This window comes from Bradyrhizobium cosmicum, from assembly GCF_032290525.1.
Classification (GTDB): domain Bacteria; phylum Pseudomonadota; class Alphaproteobacteria; order Rhizobiales; family Xanthobacteraceae; genus Bradyrhizobium; species Bradyrhizobium cosmicum_A.
In genome coordinates, this window is sequence record NZ_JASXTA010000008.1 from 249,774 (window position 1) to 265,131 (window position 15,358).

Genomic DNA, 15,358 nt, shown 5'->3' on the forward strand with positions numbered 1-15,358 from the left:
TTCTCGCAGACCGCGACCGAATTCTACCAGCTCGAATTGCAGTCATGACGAGAAGAGGGGCCGGGATGTTGATCCCGCCCCCTCTTCGTCGTGGCCGCTGGGAAGCGTCCTTGAATTTGCGGTTGAGCTCTAGCCGGCCCCCATCAGCGAGGCCGGACGGCGGTCGCCGGTGGAGACGAAGATCTTCTTGAGCTTGTTGACGACGCGGATCAGGAAGCCGATCATCACGGGATTGGTCTTGCGGCAGAAGGCAATCTTCTTGACGTGGCCTTCGACATGCCATTTGGCATGCGCGCCGTCGCGGAAGAAGATGACGTCGCCGGGGCCGTAGCGCTTCGGCGGCATGCCGTCGCTTTCGAGCACGATCGATCCCTCCATGATCATGATCGTCTCGTCGATGTCGTAGTACCAGTTGAAGCGGCCTTCGGTGCACTGCCAGATGATGGTCGAGGCGGTGCCGTCGTCGCTGGTGGACAGGATGTGCGAGCGCGATACCGGATTGCCCTCGATGATCCAGGACGGCTCGATCGGCCGCAGCTCGAGTTCGACATTGCAACTACCGATTTCAATCAATGCGCGCGACATCTGCTTCCTCGGTGAATATAATATGCATGGCCGGGTCTCGGCCCGGATTGCTGAAAAGATGTTGGAACGCTAGTAGCCGGTTTTTAATTCTTTCTTACGCAATGCCCGACAATCAGCCGCAAGTTGCGGAAGCGAAACGGTTAACGTCGCGATTTCCCTGCAGATTCACGCAGATGAACCCATCTTTTCCCGGGTGCGACAAAGTGCGCGGAATTGACCATCGAAGGAGCCATGCAGATGCCCCTCACTCCAGAGGTCCTGAGCGCACAAGGCGAGGTCGTCGCCTGGCTCGGCAGCCTCGATGTTTCCTTCGCGCCCGACGAGGAGCTCTGGTTCACCATCGACGGCGTCGAAGACCCTCGGCAGATCGGCAGTGACCGCTCCGGCGGTTCGTTCGTGCTGCTGCCGTCGCGGCATGTGCTCTACGCCTCATCGGAGGGACGCGCCGGAATTATCGCCGGTACGTTCGAGGCGTTCGTCCAGCTCGTGGTCGCCCGCCCCTACTGGCTGGACATCCTCAAATTCTCCGCCGGCGGCGATCTGGCTGAGATGCGGCGCGCGGCGGAGGCGCTGGAGGCGACACTCGAGGACGAGGACGACGTCAACGAGGCCCGCGAGGAAATTCGCAGGGGCCTGGACCTGCCGGAGGCGGACGATCCGGTTGGCGCGCTCTACGAGGCAGTCGCGGCTTCCGACGCCATCGTGCGAGCCACCGACGGCAGCCCTTTTACGACGCTGTTCAACCGCTTCAGCATCGACAACAACCCGGTGCTGCGCAACGCGGCGGCGTGAGAGGGGCCACCAGAGTTTGAATTTCAGCAGAAGACGTCGCGACGATGTTCACCTCTCCCCAGCGGGGAGAGGTGAACAGCCTACTTCGCCCACTCGCCCTTGCGGAACACCGGCACCTTGCTGCCGTCTGCCAGGATGCCGTCAATGTCGGTTTCGGCCGAGCCGATCATCCAGTCGATATGGATCAGGCTCTGGTTGCCGCCTTGCGCCGCGATCTGCTGCGGCGTCAGCTGTGCGCCGTTGACGAAGCACTTCGAATAGCACTGGCCGAGCGCGATGTGCGAGGCCGCGTTCTCGTCGAACAGCGTGTTGTAGAACAACAGCCCGCTCTGCGAGATCGGCGAGGAATGCGGCACCAGCGCCACTTCGCCGAGCCGCCGCGCGCCCTCGTCGGTGTCGAGCACCTTGTTCAGCACCTCCGCTCCGCGCGAGGCCTTGGCGTCGACGATCTTGCCGTCCTCGAAGCGCACCGCGATGTTGTCGATCAGCGTGCCCTGGTAAGACAGCGGCTTCGAGCTCACGACATGGCCGTAGACGCGCCGGCAATGCGGCGTGGTGAAGACCTCTTCGGTGGGGATGTTGGCGTTGCAGCTGATGCCGTTCTTGGACAGCGAGGCGCCGCCCTCCCACTCGTGTCCGTCGGCGAGCCCGATCGTGAGGTCGATGCCGGGACCTGAATATTGCAGCGCGCGGAAACGCTGGCCATTGAGCCAGTTGGTGCGCTCGCGCAGCACCGCATTGTGGCTCGCCCAATTGCCCATCGCGTCCTCGCGGTCGACGCGCGAGGCGGCGAAGATCGCTTCCGCAAGCTTGCCGATCGCAACGTCTTCCGGATCGTTTGGAAACACCTGCTTGGCCCAGGACGGACTCGGATAGGCGATGATGTTCCAGTTGGTGTCGAAATTGACGATTTTTTCCAGCGCCGGCTGATAGGCCATCGAATTGGCCTTGCTTGCACGCGCGACCTTGGAAGGATCTTCGCCCGACAGCAGCATCGGATTGTCGCCGACGATGGCGAGCCGCGCGGTATTGTCCGAGAATGCCTTGGCCATGCCCTCATAGAGCCAGTTGGCGGCGCGATCAAAACTGTCTTCATGGCCGTGGCGATACCGCGCCAGCGTCATTTCCTCGTCGGAGAGGATGGGCGTGACGATGCCGGCGCCGGCCTGATAGGCATGCACGGCAATCCGCCGCACCAGCGGCAGCGCGATCGCAGGTGCCGTCAGGAGCAGATCCTGCCCCGGCCGCAAGCCCAGGCCCACCTTCACCGCCACCTCGGCCAGCCGGTCGAGTTTCACGGGATCGATGGGAGTGGTGGAATTGCGGTGATCGGTCATGCGGGGTCCTCTGCCGAAGCTCTCTCTTCAATCTAAGTCTAGCATCGCAAGACGCAAGTACGCGAGCGTCTTGCGATACGGAGAAGATACGCAGTTTCGCGCATTTTGGTTTTCAACGCGTTGCCGATTTCAGCACCCGGTCGACCATGGCGGGCGCAAGGCCAAGGTAGTTTTTCGGTGAGGTCAGCGCATCGATCGTGGCACGGTCAATCCTGGCAGAGACGCGGCCGTCGGACGAGAGCGCATCCGCCAGCGTCAGGCCGTTCTCGTTGGCGAGCCGGCAGGCGTCGTAGACCACGTCATGTGCCTCCTGCCGCCCGATCTGGGGCGCCAGTCCCATCATGACTGCTTCGGCCACGATCAGGCCACGGCTGATGGCGAGATTGTCGTTCATCCTAGCCTCGTCCACGATGAGGCCGGCCAGCGCGAACTTCGCCTGGTGCAGGGCGCCGGCGGTCAGCACGAAGCTTTCCGGGATCGCCATCCATTCGGCGTGCCAGGGCCCGGTCGCGCGCTCGAAATCCTGCACCATGGCGTCCAGCATGAGGCCGGCGTGCTGGCGCACCGCCTTCGACGCCGCGAGCATCAGCTCCGAGGAGATCGGGTTGCGCTTCTGCGGCATGGTCGAGGAGGCGCCGCGGCCCTTGACGAAGGGTTCGTAGACCTCGGCGAACTCGGTCGAGGCCATGATCATGATGTCGAGCGCGATCTTGCCGAGCGAGCCGGTGACGAGCGCCAGAAAATTCACCGCTTCAGCGAAGCCGTCGCGTGCGACGTGCCAGGTCGAGGCGGGAACGCCGAGCTCCAGCTCGGCGCAGAGCGCCGCCTGGACCTCAAAGCCCTTGTCGCCGAGCGAAGCCAGCGTGCCGGCGGCGCCGGCGAACTGGCCGACCAGGACGCGCGGCTTCAATTGCGCCAGACGCTCGGCGTGGCGGTCGAACATCGCGAGCCAGATCGCGGTCTTGTAGCCGAACGTCACCGGCAGCGCCTGCTGGAGATGGGTGCGGCCCGCCATCGGCGTGTCGCGGTAGCGCTTCGAGAGGTCTGCGAGGATTTTGCGCAGCTCCGCGATGTCCCGCTCGACGATCGCGAACGCGGCGCGCAATTGCAGCACCACGGCGGTGTCCATGATGTCCTGCGTGGTCGCGCCCCAATGCACGTAGCGGCCGGCCTCGCCGCATTGCTTCGCCATCTGATGCACCAGCGGCAGGATCGGATAGCCGACAATGTCGGTCTCTTGCCGGAGCAGGTCGAAATCGAGCGTGGCAACGTCGGTGCGCGCAGCGATCTGGTCGGCGGCTTCCCGCGGGATCACGCCGCATGCCGCTTCCGCCTTCGCCAGCGCGACCTCGACCTCGGCATAGCGCGCGACCAGTGCGACGTCGGAAAACACCTCGCGCATCTCGGGCGTGCCGAAGGCGTCGCGGAACAGCACGGAATCGATCACGGTCGTCGAGGCGGCGAAAGCGGGCATGGGGCGTTTCTTCGTGGTTGATGTTGCTTGTATGGAGGGCAGCTTACGCAGGCCGCGCTGTTCGGCAATGGAGAAAGCCCGATACTCCCGTCATTCCGGGGCGTGCCACCTGGCGCGAGCTCCGGAATGAGGGGAGTGTGTAGCCTCGCCGCATTCACGCTGCGGCTGCATTCCCGTCCGAAAACAGCATGGTTGCCATCACGCGATCGTGGTGAACCGGATCGACCGCTCAGTGGACTCACAGACTTCGAGCCGAACTCCATTTTGATTTCATCATTGCCTGATGTCGTTGTGAGGTCTGGGCTTTCGACGTGCAGTTCATGTTCCGGGACCACCTTCTCGATACCGACCGGCGCGAGCTGAGCCGCGAGCAGGTTCCCGTGGCCGTGGAGCCGCAGGTGTTCGACCTCGTCGTCCACCTCATGGAGAACCGCAACCGGGTGGTTAGCAAGGACGAGCTGATCGACAAGATCTGGCACGGGCGCAGCGTCTCCGAATCCACCCTGACCAGTCGGATCAACGCGGCCCGCAAGGCGGTCGGCGACAGCGGTGCGAGCCAGGCGCTGATCCGCACCATCGCACGCAAGGGCTTTCGTTTCGTCGGTGCCGTCCAGACGCAGCTCGGCATGGCTGCGCCGGAGCCCCGCCGTATCGTCCAAGCGCGACAGGCCATGCTCGCTCTGCCGGACCGGCCTGCGATCGCGGTGCTGCCCTTCACCAACATGAGCGGCGACCGCGAACAGGACTATTTCTCCGACGGCATCAGCGAGGACATCATCACTGCGCTGTCGAAGCTGCGCTGGTTCTTCGTCGTCGCCCGCAACTCCTCCTTCGTCTACAAGGGCCGCGCCGTGCATATCCACGAGGTCGCGCGCGAACTCGGCGTGCGCTACGTGCTCGAAGGCAGCGTGCGGCGGAGCGGCGAGCGCCTGCGCATCTCGGCGCAGCTCAACGACGCCTCAACCGGCAGTCATCTCTGGGCCGAGCGCTACGATCGCGAGCTTGCCGACATCTTCGCCGTGCAGGACGAGATCACCGAGGCGATCGTCGCCGCGATCGAGCCGCAGCTTTACGCCGCCGAAAGCTTTCGCGCCCAGCAAAAGCCGCCGGGTAGCCTCGACGCCTGGGATCTCGTGATGCGTGCGCTATCGCGTTACTGGCGCAGCACGCGCGAGGACAATGCCGCCGCGCAAGGGCTGCTGGAACAGGCCACCGCCATCGATCCCGCCTATGGCAAGGCGCTCGGCCTGCTCGCGACCAGCCATATTTTCGGTGCGCATATGGGCTGGACCGACATGGCCGCGACGGTGCCGGTCGCCGAACGCGCGGCGCTGGCGGCAGTGGAGGCCGATCGCGAGGACGCTTGGGCCCATCACGGCCTCGCCTATACTTATCTATTCCGCCGCCGCTTCGACGATTCGCTGGCGGAGTTCGAGCTGGCCTTGAGGCTTAATCCGAACTTTGCGATGGCCCACGCCTTTTACGGCGTGACGCTGTGCTACGCCGGGAGATGGCAGGACGGCGATGCCGCCGCCCGCCGCGCGCTGCGGCTGAGCCCGCGCGATCCGCTCGCGGCGATCTATTGCGGGGTTGCCGCCTATGCCCAGTTCATCGGCCGAAATTACGAGGCTGCCATCCAGATGGCGCGGGAATCGATGCGCCAGCGCGGCGATTTTGTTGGTGCCCATCGCGTGCTGACGGCCGCCGCCGGCATGCTGGGTGATCCTCAACTCGCGACTTCCGCGCTGCAGGGCCTGTATCGCACCCAGCCCGGCCTCTCGCTGGCCTGGCTCACACGCGAACTGCCGATGCTGCGGGCAGAGGATCGCGAGCATTATCTAGAAGGATTTCGGCGCGCTGGGATGAGGTAGGCGGCGGTCTCGGTTTACCCTCCCCTGGAGGCTGAGGGTCGGCTCGCATTTGAGCGCAGCGAAAATGTGAGACGGGGTGGGGTGACGGTCTCTCCTCATCGAACACTGCCCGAGGGGAGAGATCACCCCGCCCCGCTCGCGCTTCGCGCGATCGACCCTCCCCCTCCAGGGGAGGGTAAGAACGCCTGCTACTCCTGCATCATCTCGCCGCTGCCGCCGAACTCGGCCGGAAAATCCTTCAGCTTGGGAAGGCCGTCGCGCATCGGCAGCACCGTCTCGGAATAGTTGACGTGGACGCCGGGCGTGAAGGCGAGCGTGGGGATGGTGGCGGTGAAGACGTCGATCAGGTCGAGCGGCGGATGGTTGGTCATGAGATGACCGCCGCACTTCTTGCAATATTTGCGCTGGCTGAGCGGCGTCTTGGCGAAGGTCTCGACGTGCTGGCCGCCTTCGGTGACGCGCACGGCTTCGGGCTTCCACAGGCTGAAGGCGTTTACCGGCCCGCCCGACCACGAGCGGCAGGAGCGGCAATGGCAATAGCCCATCGCCGCCGGCTCGCCCGTGACCTCGATCGTGACCGCGCCACAGAAGCAATGTCCGACATGTTTCATTGGGTCGTCTCCGTTGATAAAGGCTCGGGAAATCATCCCGAGGGACGTCAAAGGCTGGAGTCCGGTAAGATCGGTTACGCGCTTCGGTTCCGCCGCGCGTCCTCCTTTCGGCGGACGCGCTGGGAAGACGCGTGAATTATACTGACCTGCGCCAGGGAATAAGCATCGACACCCGTTGTTTGTACTGCCGGTATTCGTCGCCGAAGAGATCGATGAGGTCGTGCTCCTCCAGCGCGATGCCGACGAAGATGTAGGCTGTGGTCACGGCCGCAAACAGCAGATGGCCTGCGGTCATGACCGGCGCCGCCCAGAACGCGATGATGAAGCCGAGATAGATCGGATGACGGACGAACTTATAGAGCAGAGGCGTCTTGAAGCGCGGCGGCGCCGTCTCCTTGCCGATCAGATGATTGGTCACCTGATGCAGGCCGAACAGCTCGAAGTGGTTGATGATGAAGGTCGAGGTGAACACCAGAACCCAGCCCACCAGGCACAGCGTGACGATCGTCACAGCAAGATCCGGGTTCGCGACGTTCCATACGACCGCGGGCAGCGGACGCCACTGCCAGAACAGGAGCAGCAATGACAGGCTTGCCAGCAGCACGTAGGTCGAGCGCTCGACCGGCTTGGGGACATACTGCGTCCACCATGCCTTGAATTGCTGGCGCGCCATCACGCTGTGCTGAACGGCGAACAGCGTCATCAGCAGCAGATTGATGATGACGGCCTCGGCCGTCGGCGTGTCGGTTCCGGTGTCGATGGACTTCGGCACCACCAGCCCCATGACGAAGCCGATGGCGTAGAGAATGGTGACGAAAAACACGAGATATGCCGCAATTCCGTACAGAAAGGCGATGAACCTGAAAATGCGAGAGCCCGCAACCTCCGGGCCGATCGAGTGAACCTGGTGATCAATTTGGGACATGAAAAGCTCCGTTGTGCCAAAACGCCGGCACTTCATTGGTCATTGCACCATGCCGGATCGGACGGCCCAAGACTTTCGCGGACGGTTGATTTTAGCCTGAGACGACTTTGATTTTTGCTTGAGACGACAGAAACGTGCGATTTCTCTTTGAAAACAACGTGCTCGACGGCGACCTGCGGGAGCTCACCTGCGGCGGCGCAGCCGTGCCACTGCAGCCGCAGGTGCTCGATCTGCTGCTATATCTCGTCGCGCAGCGCGCCCGAGTGGTCAGCAAGGATGACCTGATCAGCCAGATCTGGAGCGACCGCATCGTCTCGGATTCGGCCCTGAACAGCCGGATCAACGCGGCGCGAAAGGCGCTTGGTGACGACGGCGCGACGCAGCGGCTGATCAAGACCATCCCGCGCAAGGGCTTTCGTTTCGTCGGCAATGTCCGGGAAGAATCGGCAAAAGCACTTGCGCCGGCCGAGCCCGGTCCCGCTCCCGCGCGGGCCATGACGGACCGGCCGGCGGTCGCGGTGCTCGCCTTCGAGAACATGAGCGGCGACCCCGCGCAGGAGTATTTCGGCGACGGCATCAGCGAAGACATTCTCACCGCGCTGTCGAAGCAGCGCTGGTTCATGGTGATCGCCCGCAACTCGTCATTCACCTACAAGGGACGCGCCGTCCATATCAGGCAGATCGCCGAGGAGCTCGGCGTGCGCTACATCGTCGAAGGCAGCGTGCGCAAGGCGGACAACCGGGTGCGCATCACCGCGCAGCTCAACGACGCCACCACCGGTAGCCATCTCTGGGCCGAGCGCTACGACCGCGAGCTGGTCGACGTCTTCGCCGTGCAGGACGAGATCACCAACGCAATCGCCGCGGCGATCGAGCCGCAGATTCATGCGGCGGAGAATTTTCGCGGCCATCGCAAGCCGCCCGCGAGTCTGGACGCCTGGGACCTGCTGATGCGCGCGCTGTCGCATTACTGGCGCGTGACGCGGCAGGATCACGAGGCCGCAAGAGCGCTGCTGGAACGCGCTATTGCGATCGATCCGGATTACGGCCAGGCGCTGTCGGTGCTGGCGGTGAACTATATGTTCGGCGTGCATCTCGGCTGGGCCGAGCTGGCCGTGGTCGCGCCGGTCGCGGAAGCCGCGGCGCTCACGGCTGTGCGCTGCGACCACGAGGATGCCTGGGCGCATGCCGCACTCGGCTGCGTCTGCTTCTCGACGCGCAGGCTTGCCGACGCGCTGTCCGAGTTCGAGCAGGCGCTCGCGCTCAATCCGAACTTCTCGCTGGCGCAGGGCTATTACGCGCTGGCGCTATCCTATGCCGGGCGCTCCAGGGATTCGTTCGACGCTGCGCAAAAGGCGATCCGGCTCTCGCCGCGCGATCCGTCACTGGCGATCTATTACGGCATCGCCGGTTATGGGCGCTTCACCGAGCGGCATTATGACGAGGCCATCGCGCTGGCGCGCGAGGCGATCCGGCATCGGGGCGACCTCACCGGCGCCTACCGCGTGCTCGCCGTGTCCGCCGGCATGACCGGCGACGGCGCGCTTGCGGAGACGGCGCTGGCCGAACTCCGTCGCACCCAGCCCAACATCTCGCTGCACTGGATCGCGACGCAACTGCCTTGGGTGAACGAGCCGGACCGCGAGCACTATCTAGAAGGATTCCGCCGCGCGGGGTTGGATTAGGCCCGCTGCCGCTCTTGCGGAGAGCCGTCGTGCCGTGCGGCCGCGACGTCATGTCGCTGGGGCTTTGCCCAGTCGGTCAATGGCCCATCTGGCCGCTCCATCGGCGACAAAATCAAAACAGGACGCGCTGTACATTTTTTGTGCGGACACTGTCGAGACTTTCATCTTGCGGCGCCGAATGGGACTGTGTGAGCCTCGATATCGGATGGGGACTGGGATGGGCCGGCCGTAGCTTTGCGCGCCATGACGTGCGAAGCGTTTACGGCTGGTCACGCTTGAGAAAGAATACGACATGTCAAAACGAGTGTTGCTTGGTCTCCTGCTGGCTTGCGGCCTCGCGGCCCCGGCTCTTGCGCAAGAGCCGAAGACGGGGGGCGTGATCAATGCCGTGATCCAGCCGGAGCCGCCCGGCCTGATGCTTGCGATGATCCAGAACGGTCCGACCCAGATGGTGTCGGGCAATATTTTCGAGGGCCTGCTGCGCTACAGCCCCAAGCTCGAGCCGCTTCCGGAACTCGCCGAGAGCTGGAGCGCCAGCGAGGACGCCAAGACCTATACCTTCAAGCTCAGGAAGGGCGTCACCTGGCATGACGGCAAGCCCTTCACCGCCGCAGACGTGCTGTTCTCCATCGAGATGCTGAAGCAGACGCATGCGCGCGCCCGCAACAACCTCGCACAGGTCGACAAGGTCGAGGCGCCCGACGACTACACAGTGGTGTTCACGCTGAAGCAGCCGTTCGGCCCGTTCCTCGGAATTTTCGAGGTCGGCTCGATGCCGATGGTGCCGAAGCATCTCTATGAAGGCACCGACTTCAAGACCAATCCCTACAACAACGCGCCTGTTGGCACCGGCCCGTTCATGTTCAAGGAGTGGCAGAAGGGCTCATTCATCCGCCTGGTCAAGAACCCGAACTATTACGAGAAGGGCAAGCCGTATATCGACGAGATCTACTGGCAGATTATTCCCGACGCCGCCGCGCGCTCGGTGGCCTACGAGACCGGCAAGGTCGACGTGCTGCCCGGCGGCTCCGTCGAGAATTTTGACGTGCCGCGCCTGTCCAAGTTGAAGGACACTTGCGTCACCGGCGCCGGCTGGGAGTTCTTCTCGCCGCTGGCCTGGCTGTGGCTCAACAACCGCCAGGGCCCGCTCGCCGACAAGCGGGTACGTCAGGCGATCATGTATGCGATCGACCGTGACTTCGCCAAGGACGTGATCTGGAACGGGCTCGGCAAGATCGCGACCGGCCCGTCCGCCTCGACCATCAAGTACTACACATCCGACGTGCCGAAATATCCGTACGATCCCGCCAAGGCCAAGGCGCTGCTGAAAGAAGCCGGCTACAAGGGCGAGAAGATCCGCCTGCTGCCGCTCGCCTATGGCGAGACCTGGCAGCGCTGGGGTGAAGCCGTGAAGCAGAACCTCCAGGACGTCGGCATGAACATCGAGACCATCGCCACCGACGTTGCCGGCGGCAACCAGAAGATCGGCGACTGGGACTACGATATCGCCTTCACCTATCTCTACCAGTACGGCGATCCCGCCCTCGGCGTGGGCCGCAACTATGTCTCCAGCGCCATCGCCAAGGGCCAGGTGTTCAACAACGTCGAGGGTTACTCCAACCCAGAGATCGACAAGCTGTTCGCCGACGGCGCCGTCGCGACCCCGGATTCGAAGCGCAAGGAGATCTACGAGAAGGCCCAGAAGATCCTGGTCGAGGACGTGCCGGTGGCCTGGATGCTCGAGCTGCAATTCCCGACCATCACGCGCTGCAAGGTCAAGAACCTGATCACCACCGGCATCGGCGTCAATGACGGGTTCAAGGACGCATGGCTCGACAAGTGAGCGTGTGTCATCCTTCACCTCTCCCCGCTTGCGGGGAGAGGTCGACGCGCTTCCGGAGCGCGGCGGGTGAGGGGGTACAGATCCATCGGCATTCTCGCGCGCGGAGAGAGGCCCCTCACCCCAACCCTCTCAGCGCGAGCGAAGCTCGTCGCACCCCCGCAAGTGCGGGGCGAGGGAGCGCACTGCCCATGTGGCTCCATGTCACGTTACAAGATATGACTGTCTAAATGCTCTCCTTTGTCGCCCAGCGTGTCGTGAAGGGCGTGATCGTCCTGCTCGCGATCGTCGTCCTCAATTTCTTCCTGATCCGGCTTGCGCCCGGCGATCCCGCGGTCGTGATGGCGGGCGAGGCCGGCGCCAGCGACCAGGTCTTCGTCAAGCAGCTCCGGGAAAAGTTCGGCCTCGACAAGCCGCTGCCCGAGCAGCTCTTCATCTATGTCAAGGGCGTCGTCACCCTCGACCTCGGCTTCTCCTTCCGCCAGCAAGCGCCGGTCGCGAAGCTGATCGGCGAGCGGCTGCCGGCGACATTGCTGTTGACGCTGACGGCATTTGCGATCTCGCTGATGCTCGGCGTTCTCTTCGGCACCTTCGCCGCGCGCTTTGCAGGAACCTTCCTCGACACCGCCATCACCGTGTTCGCCCTGATCTTCTACGCCATGCCGATCTTCTGGGTGGCGCTGATGGGCATTCTCCTGTTCTCGGTCACGATGGATTGGCTGCCGAGCTTCGGCTACGAAACGGTCGGCGCCAATCTCACCGGCCTTGCCCACGCGGTCGACGTCGGCGCGCACCTGATCATGCCGGCGATGACGCTCGGCCTGTTCTTCATGGCGACCTATACCCGCATGACGCGCGCTTCGATGCTGGAAGTGAAGCGCCTCGACTTCGTCAAGACGGCGCGCGCGAAGGGCCTCTCCGACGCCGTGATCCAGCGCCGCCATGTGCTGCGCAACGCGCTGCTGCCCGTCGTGACGCTCGCCGGCGTGCACTCCGGCACGCTGATCGGCGGCGCCGTCATCACCGAGACGGTGTTCGCCTGGCCCGGTATCGGTCGCCTGATGTACGACGCGCTGCTGCAGCGCGACTACAATCTGCTGCTCGGCGTCTTCGTGATCTGCTCCGCCATGGTGCTGATCTTCAACCTCATCACCGACCTCGTCTACCGACTGGTCGATCCGCGTATCGAATTCGCCTCATGAAACAGTTCTGGAAATCGATGCTAAAGAGCCCGAGCGGCGTCATCGGGCTCATCATCCTGGTCCTCGCGATCTCGGTCGCGGTGTTCGGACCGATGCTGTTCCCGAATTCGCCCTGGCGCATGGTGCAGCGGCCGTTCCTGCCGCCGTTCACGCTGTCGACCGTGCCGCTCGGCACCGATGCGCTTGGCCGCGACGTGTTCGCCGGCATGATCTTTGGCGCACGCGTCTCGCTGCTGGTCGGCCTCGTCTCCACGCTGGTCGCGCTGGTCGTCGGCGTGCCGGTCGGCGCCATGGCCGGCTATTTCGGCGGCAGGGTCGACGACGCATTGATGCGCTTCACCGAATTCTTCCAGACCATTCCGAGCTTCGCGCTCGCGATCGTGCTGGTCGCGATCCTGCAGCCCTCGATCTATTCGATCGTGGGCTCGATCGCGGTGGTGAGCTGGCCGCCGGTCGCCCGCCTCGTGCGCGGCGAGGTGCTGTCGCTGCGCACGCGCGAATATGTCCAGGCCGCCGTCGTCACCGGCCAGAGCAACACCTGGATCATCATGCGCGAGATCCTGCCGAACGCGCTCTCGCCGGTGATCGTGCTGGCCTCGCTGATGGTCGCGACCGCGATCCTGCTGGAATCCTCGCTGGCGTTCCTCGGCCTCGGCGATCCGAACCTGATCTCCTGGGGTTACATGGTCGGCGCCGGCCGCACCGTGATTCGCCAGGCCTGGTGGATCACCGTGTTCCCCGGCATCGCCATCCTGATCTCGGTGCTGGGCCTCAATTTGATCGGCGAAGGCCTCAACGACGCGCTCAATCCGCGCCTGTCGCGGGAGGGACGCTGAGGATGACCGCCCCGCCCGCCGTCTCCATCAAGAACTTGCGGATCGCCCTGCCCAAGGGCGCCGAGCGTCCCTTCGCTGTCGACGGCGTCTCGCTCGACCTGCGGCCCGGCAAGATCGTCTGCGTCGTCGGCGAGTCCGGCTCCGGCAAGTCGATGTGCGCGCATGCGCTGATGGGCCTCCTGCCGGACACGGTGTCGATCACATCAGGCGAGATCCAGTTCGAGGGCCGCGACCTGCTCAAGCTGGATGACGACGGCTGGCGCGATCTGCGCGGCCGCCGGCTGGCGATGATCTTTCAGGAGCCGATGACCGCGCTCAATCCCTTGATGCGGATCGGCGACCAGATGGCGGAGATGTTCGAGGCCCACGCGCTGCTCACGCCGAAGGAGCGACGCGCCAGGGCACTGGCACTGGCGCGCGAAGTCGGCCTGCCCGACCCCGAGCGCATCGTGCGCGCCTATCCGCACCAGCTCTCCGGCGGCCAACGCCAGCGCGCCATGATCGCGATGGCGCTCGCGCTTGAGCCGGCCGTGCTGGTCGCGGACGAGCCGACCACCGCGCTCGACGTCACCACGCAAGCGCAAATCCTCAAGCTGATCCGCAATCTCCAGCGCAACCGCAACATGGCGGTGATGTTCATCACCCATGATTTCGGCGTGGTCGCCGATATCGCCGACCAGGTCGTGGTGCTCCGCCATGGCAAGGTCGTGGAGGAAGGCCCCGCGAGCTCCGTCTTCAACGAGCCGCGACACGACTACACCAAGGCGCTGCTCGCCGCCGTGCCGTCGATGGATCCGCCTGCGCGCGAGCCACTCTCCGATCAGGCCAGGGCCGTCGAGGTGATCGGACTGGACAAGACCTACGTCACCTCGGGCGGCTGGTTTCGCGAGGACCGCCGCGTCGATGCCGCGCGGCAGGTCAACTTCACGATCCTCAAGGGCGAGACGCTCGGCCTCGTCGGCGAATCCGGCTCGGGCAAATCCTCGGTGGCGCGCCTCGTGATGCGGCTGATCGAAGCCGACCGCGGCACGGTGCGAATCGGCGAGACCGATCTCACCTCGCTGTCGGGCAAGGCGCTGCGCGTCGAGCGCCACCGCATCCAGATGATCTTTCAGGATCCGTTCGCCTCGCTTAATCCGCGCCGCAAGGTCGGCCACATCATCGCCGACGGCCCGATCGCGGCCGGCCTTGATCCCAAGGTGGCATTCGACCGTGCCCGCGATCTGCTCCAGATGGTCGGCCTGGACGCCGGCGCGCTGGAGCGTTATCCGCACGAATTCTCCGGCGGCCAGCGCCAGCGCATCGGCATTGCGCGGGCGCTCGCGCTGGAGCCGGAGATCATCGTCGCGGATGAGGCCGTCTCCGCGCTCGATGTGTCCGTGCAGGCGCAAGTGCTGAGACTGCTCGAAGACCTTAAGGCCCGCCTCGGCCTCTCGATGCTGTTCATCACGCACGATCTGCGCGTCGCCGCGCAAATCTGCGATCGCATCGCAGTGATGCAGCGCGGCGCCATCGTCGAGCTGAAGCCGACGGTGCAACTCTTCGCCGCGCCCGAGCACGCCTACACGCGCGAGCTGCTCGCCGCGGTGCCGGGCCGCAAGGAGCGCGCGCCGGCGGCGTGAGATGGCGGTATCTCGGTCTGACCGGAGACCGACATCACGGCGGCTTGTCCTAGGAACAGGCCTGTCACGCGTTTGTTATTGCGGCGTCCTACATCCATGGCATGATGAACGTCATCCAATGATGGCGTACCCCGACAACGTTTTGGAGCGATCATGGGCGAAGTCATTCAGTTCGTCTCGAAATCGGAGCGCGAGCGAGAGCGTCTCATTCGAGAGGCACGCGCGATCTACGACAGCATCTTCCCGTCGACCGACCCGATCGGCGAGCAGGCTGGAACCCATGCTCGTCGCAACGACGGGAGCAGCCGCTCGTGATCAAGATCATTGCCGTACTCTGCAGCCTCGCCTCTCCGGCGAATTGTCACGAGCAGATCGTCACCACGTCGGACTTTGCTCAGATCTCGGTGCAGTCCTGCCTGATGGGCGCGCCACAACTCGCCGAGTGGATGAACCAGCATCCGGCCGAGCGCCTGGCGGGATGGCGCTGCGTGATCGGTCAGCAGGGCGGCAGGGGTATCTGAGGTCAGGCCCGCCGCTGATCGGAGCGCGCGATCCATTGAACCGGTGACGAACAAGCA

The 15,358-nt window shown here is 64.3% G+C and carries 14 protein-coding genes; 9 read left to right on the plus strand and 5 right to left on the minus strand.

The features are described from left to right. Positions 1–129: 129 nt before the first annotated feature. Positions 130–585, minus strand: a complete 456-nt coding sequence (locus tag QSV46_RS17235) for a cupin domain-containing protein (RefSeq protein WP_314953120.1) — start codon at positions 583–585, stop codon at positions 130–132. Between the two features lie 237 nt (positions 586–822). On the opposite strand from QSV46_RS17235, the gene QSV46_RS17240 reads away from it, so the two are divergent. After that, on the plus strand, positions 823–1,377 hold the full coding sequence (locus QSV46_RS17240; RefSeq protein ID WP_314953122.1) for a hypothetical protein: 555 nt from the start codon (positions 823–825) through the stop codon (positions 1,375–1,377). A gap of 80 nt (positions 1,378–1,457) precedes the next feature. Here the strand turns inward: QSV46_RS17240 and QSV46_RS17245 are convergent, their stop codons facing one another. Continuing rightward, positions 1,458–2,714 (minus strand): aminopeptidase, encoded by a 1,257-nt coding sequence (locus QSV46_RS17245; RefSeq protein ID WP_314953124.1) that lies wholly within the window; start codon positions 2,712–2,714, stop codon positions 1,458–1,460. Positions 2,715–2,826: 112 nt separating this feature from the next. Next, a complete protein-coding gene (gene pcaB / locus QSV46_RS17250) occupies positions 2,827–4,188 on the minus strand; it encodes a 3-carboxy-cis,cis-muconate cycloisomerase (protein WP_314953125.1) in 1,362 nt (453 codons plus the stop codon). 311 nt (positions 4,189–4,499) lie between these two features. Between pcaB and QSV46_RS17255 the strand changes: the two genes are divergently transcribed. Further along, positions 4,500–6,059 (plus strand): winged helix-turn-helix domain-containing protein, encoded by a 1,560-nt coding sequence (locus tag QSV46_RS17255; RefSeq protein ID WP_314953126.1) that lies wholly within the window; start codon positions 4,500–4,502, stop codon positions 6,057–6,059. A 188-nt stretch (positions 6,060–6,247) separates the two neighbouring features. Here the strand turns inward: QSV46_RS17255 and QSV46_RS17260 are convergent, their stop codons facing one another. Together QSV46_RS17260 and mddA are read right to left on the minus strand one after the other, a co-directional pair. Further along, entirely contained in the window at positions 6,248–6,670 is a 423-nt protein-coding gene (locus tag QSV46_RS17260; RefSeq protein ID WP_314953127.1) for a GFA family protein, read from the minus strand. A 136-nt stretch (positions 6,671–6,806) separates the two neighbouring features. Continuing rightward, positions 6,807–7,595 (minus strand): methanethiol S-methyltransferase, encoded by a 789-nt coding sequence (gene mddA, locus QSV46_RS17265; RefSeq protein WP_314953129.1) that lies wholly within the window; start codon positions 7,593–7,595, stop codon positions 6,807–6,809. Positions 7,596–7,729: 134 nt separating this feature from the next. On the opposite strand from mddA, the gene QSV46_RS17270 reads away from it, so the two are divergent. The 7 genes from QSV46_RS17270 (at position 7,730) to QSV46_RS17300 (ending at position 15,301) form a co-directional block, all read left to right on the plus strand. After that, positions 7,730–9,280 (plus strand): winged helix-turn-helix domain-containing tetratricopeptide repeat protein, encoded by a 1,551-nt coding sequence (locus tag QSV46_RS17270; protein ID WP_314953131.1) that lies wholly within the window; start codon positions 7,730–7,732, stop codon positions 9,278–9,280. A 292-nt stretch (positions 9,281–9,572) separates the two neighbouring features. Continuing rightward, a complete protein-coding gene (locus QSV46_RS17275) occupies positions 9,573–11,123 on the plus strand; it encodes an ABC transporter substrate-binding protein (protein ID WP_314953133.1) in 1,551 nt (516 codons plus the stop codon). Positions 11,124–11,350: 227 nt separating this feature from the next. Then, positions 11,351–12,322, plus strand: coding sequence for an ABC transporter permease (locus QSV46_RS17280; RefSeq protein WP_314953135.1), 972 nt, complete (start codon positions 11,351–11,353; stop codon positions 12,320–12,322). Continuing rightward, complete coding sequence (locus tag QSV46_RS17285; protein ID WP_314953137.1) at positions 12,319–13,158, plus strand: ABC transporter permease; 840 nt, start codon at positions 12,319–12,321, stop codon at positions 13,156–13,158. Before QSV46_RS17280 ends, QSV46_RS17285 begins: the two co-directional genes overlap by 4 nt. 2 nt (positions 13,159–13,160) lie before the next feature. After that, complete coding sequence (locus QSV46_RS17290; protein WP_314953139.1) at positions 13,161–14,780, plus strand: ABC transporter ATP-binding protein; 1,620 nt, start codon at positions 13,161–13,163, stop codon at positions 14,778–14,780. 153 nt (positions 14,781–14,933) lie between these two features. Further along, on the plus strand, positions 14,934–15,095 hold the full coding sequence (locus tag QSV46_RS17295) for a hypothetical protein (RefSeq protein ID WP_314953141.1): 162 nt from the start codon (positions 14,934–14,936) through the stop codon (positions 15,093–15,095). After that, positions 15,092–15,301, plus strand: a complete 210-nt coding sequence (locus QSV46_RS17300; RefSeq protein ID WP_314953143.1) for a hypothetical protein — start codon at positions 15,092–15,094, stop codon at positions 15,299–15,301. The genes QSV46_RS17295 and QSV46_RS17300 overlap by 4 nt, the downstream gene beginning before the upstream one ends. Positions 15,302–15,358: the final 57 nt, after the last annotated feature.

Excerpts from the sequence above, each read along its gene's own strand:
- QSV46_RS17235 (WP_314953120.1), bottom strand. The coding sequence starts at position 585 with ATGTCGCGCGCATTGATTGAAATCGGTAGTTGCAATGTCGAACTCGAG.
- QSV46_RS17240 (WP_314953122.1), top strand. The coding sequence starts at position 823 with ATGCCCCTCACTCCAGAGGTCCTGAGCGCACAAGGCGAGGTCGTCGCC.
- QSV46_RS17245 (WP_314953124.1), bottom strand. The coding sequence starts at position 2,714 with ATGACCGATCACCGCAATTCCACCACTCCCATCGATCCCGTGAAACTC.
- pcaB (WP_314953125.1), bottom strand. The coding sequence starts at position 4,188 with ATGCCCGCTTTCGCCGCCTCGACGACCGTGATCGATTCCGTGCTGTTC.
- QSV46_RS17260 (WP_314953127.1), bottom strand. The coding sequence starts at position 6,670 with ATGAAACATGTCGGACATTGCTTCTGTGGCGCGGTCACGATCGAGGTC.
- mddA (WP_314953129.1), bottom strand. The coding sequence starts at position 7,595 with ATGTCCCAAATTGATCACCAGGTTCACTCGATCGGCCCGGAGGTTGCG.
- QSV46_RS17275 (WP_314953133.1), top strand. The coding sequence starts at position 9,573 with ATGTCAAAACGAGTGTTGCTTGGTCTCCTGCTGGCTTGCGGCCTCGCG.
- QSV46_RS17280 (WP_314953135.1), top strand. The coding sequence starts at position 11,351 with ATGCTCTCCTTTGTCGCCCAGCGTGTCGTGAAGGGCGTGATCGTCCTG.
- QSV46_RS17285 (WP_314953137.1), top strand. The coding sequence starts at position 12,319 with ATGAAACAGTTCTGGAAATCGATGCTAAAGAGCCCGAGCGGCGTCATC.
- QSV46_RS17290 (WP_314953139.1), top strand. The coding sequence starts at position 13,161 with ATGACCGCCCCGCCCGCCGTCTCCATCAAGAACTTGCGGATCGCCCTG.
- QSV46_RS17295 (WP_314953141.1), top strand. The coding sequence starts at position 14,934 with ATGGGCGAAGTCATTCAGTTCGTCTCGAAATCGGAGCGCGAGCGAGAG.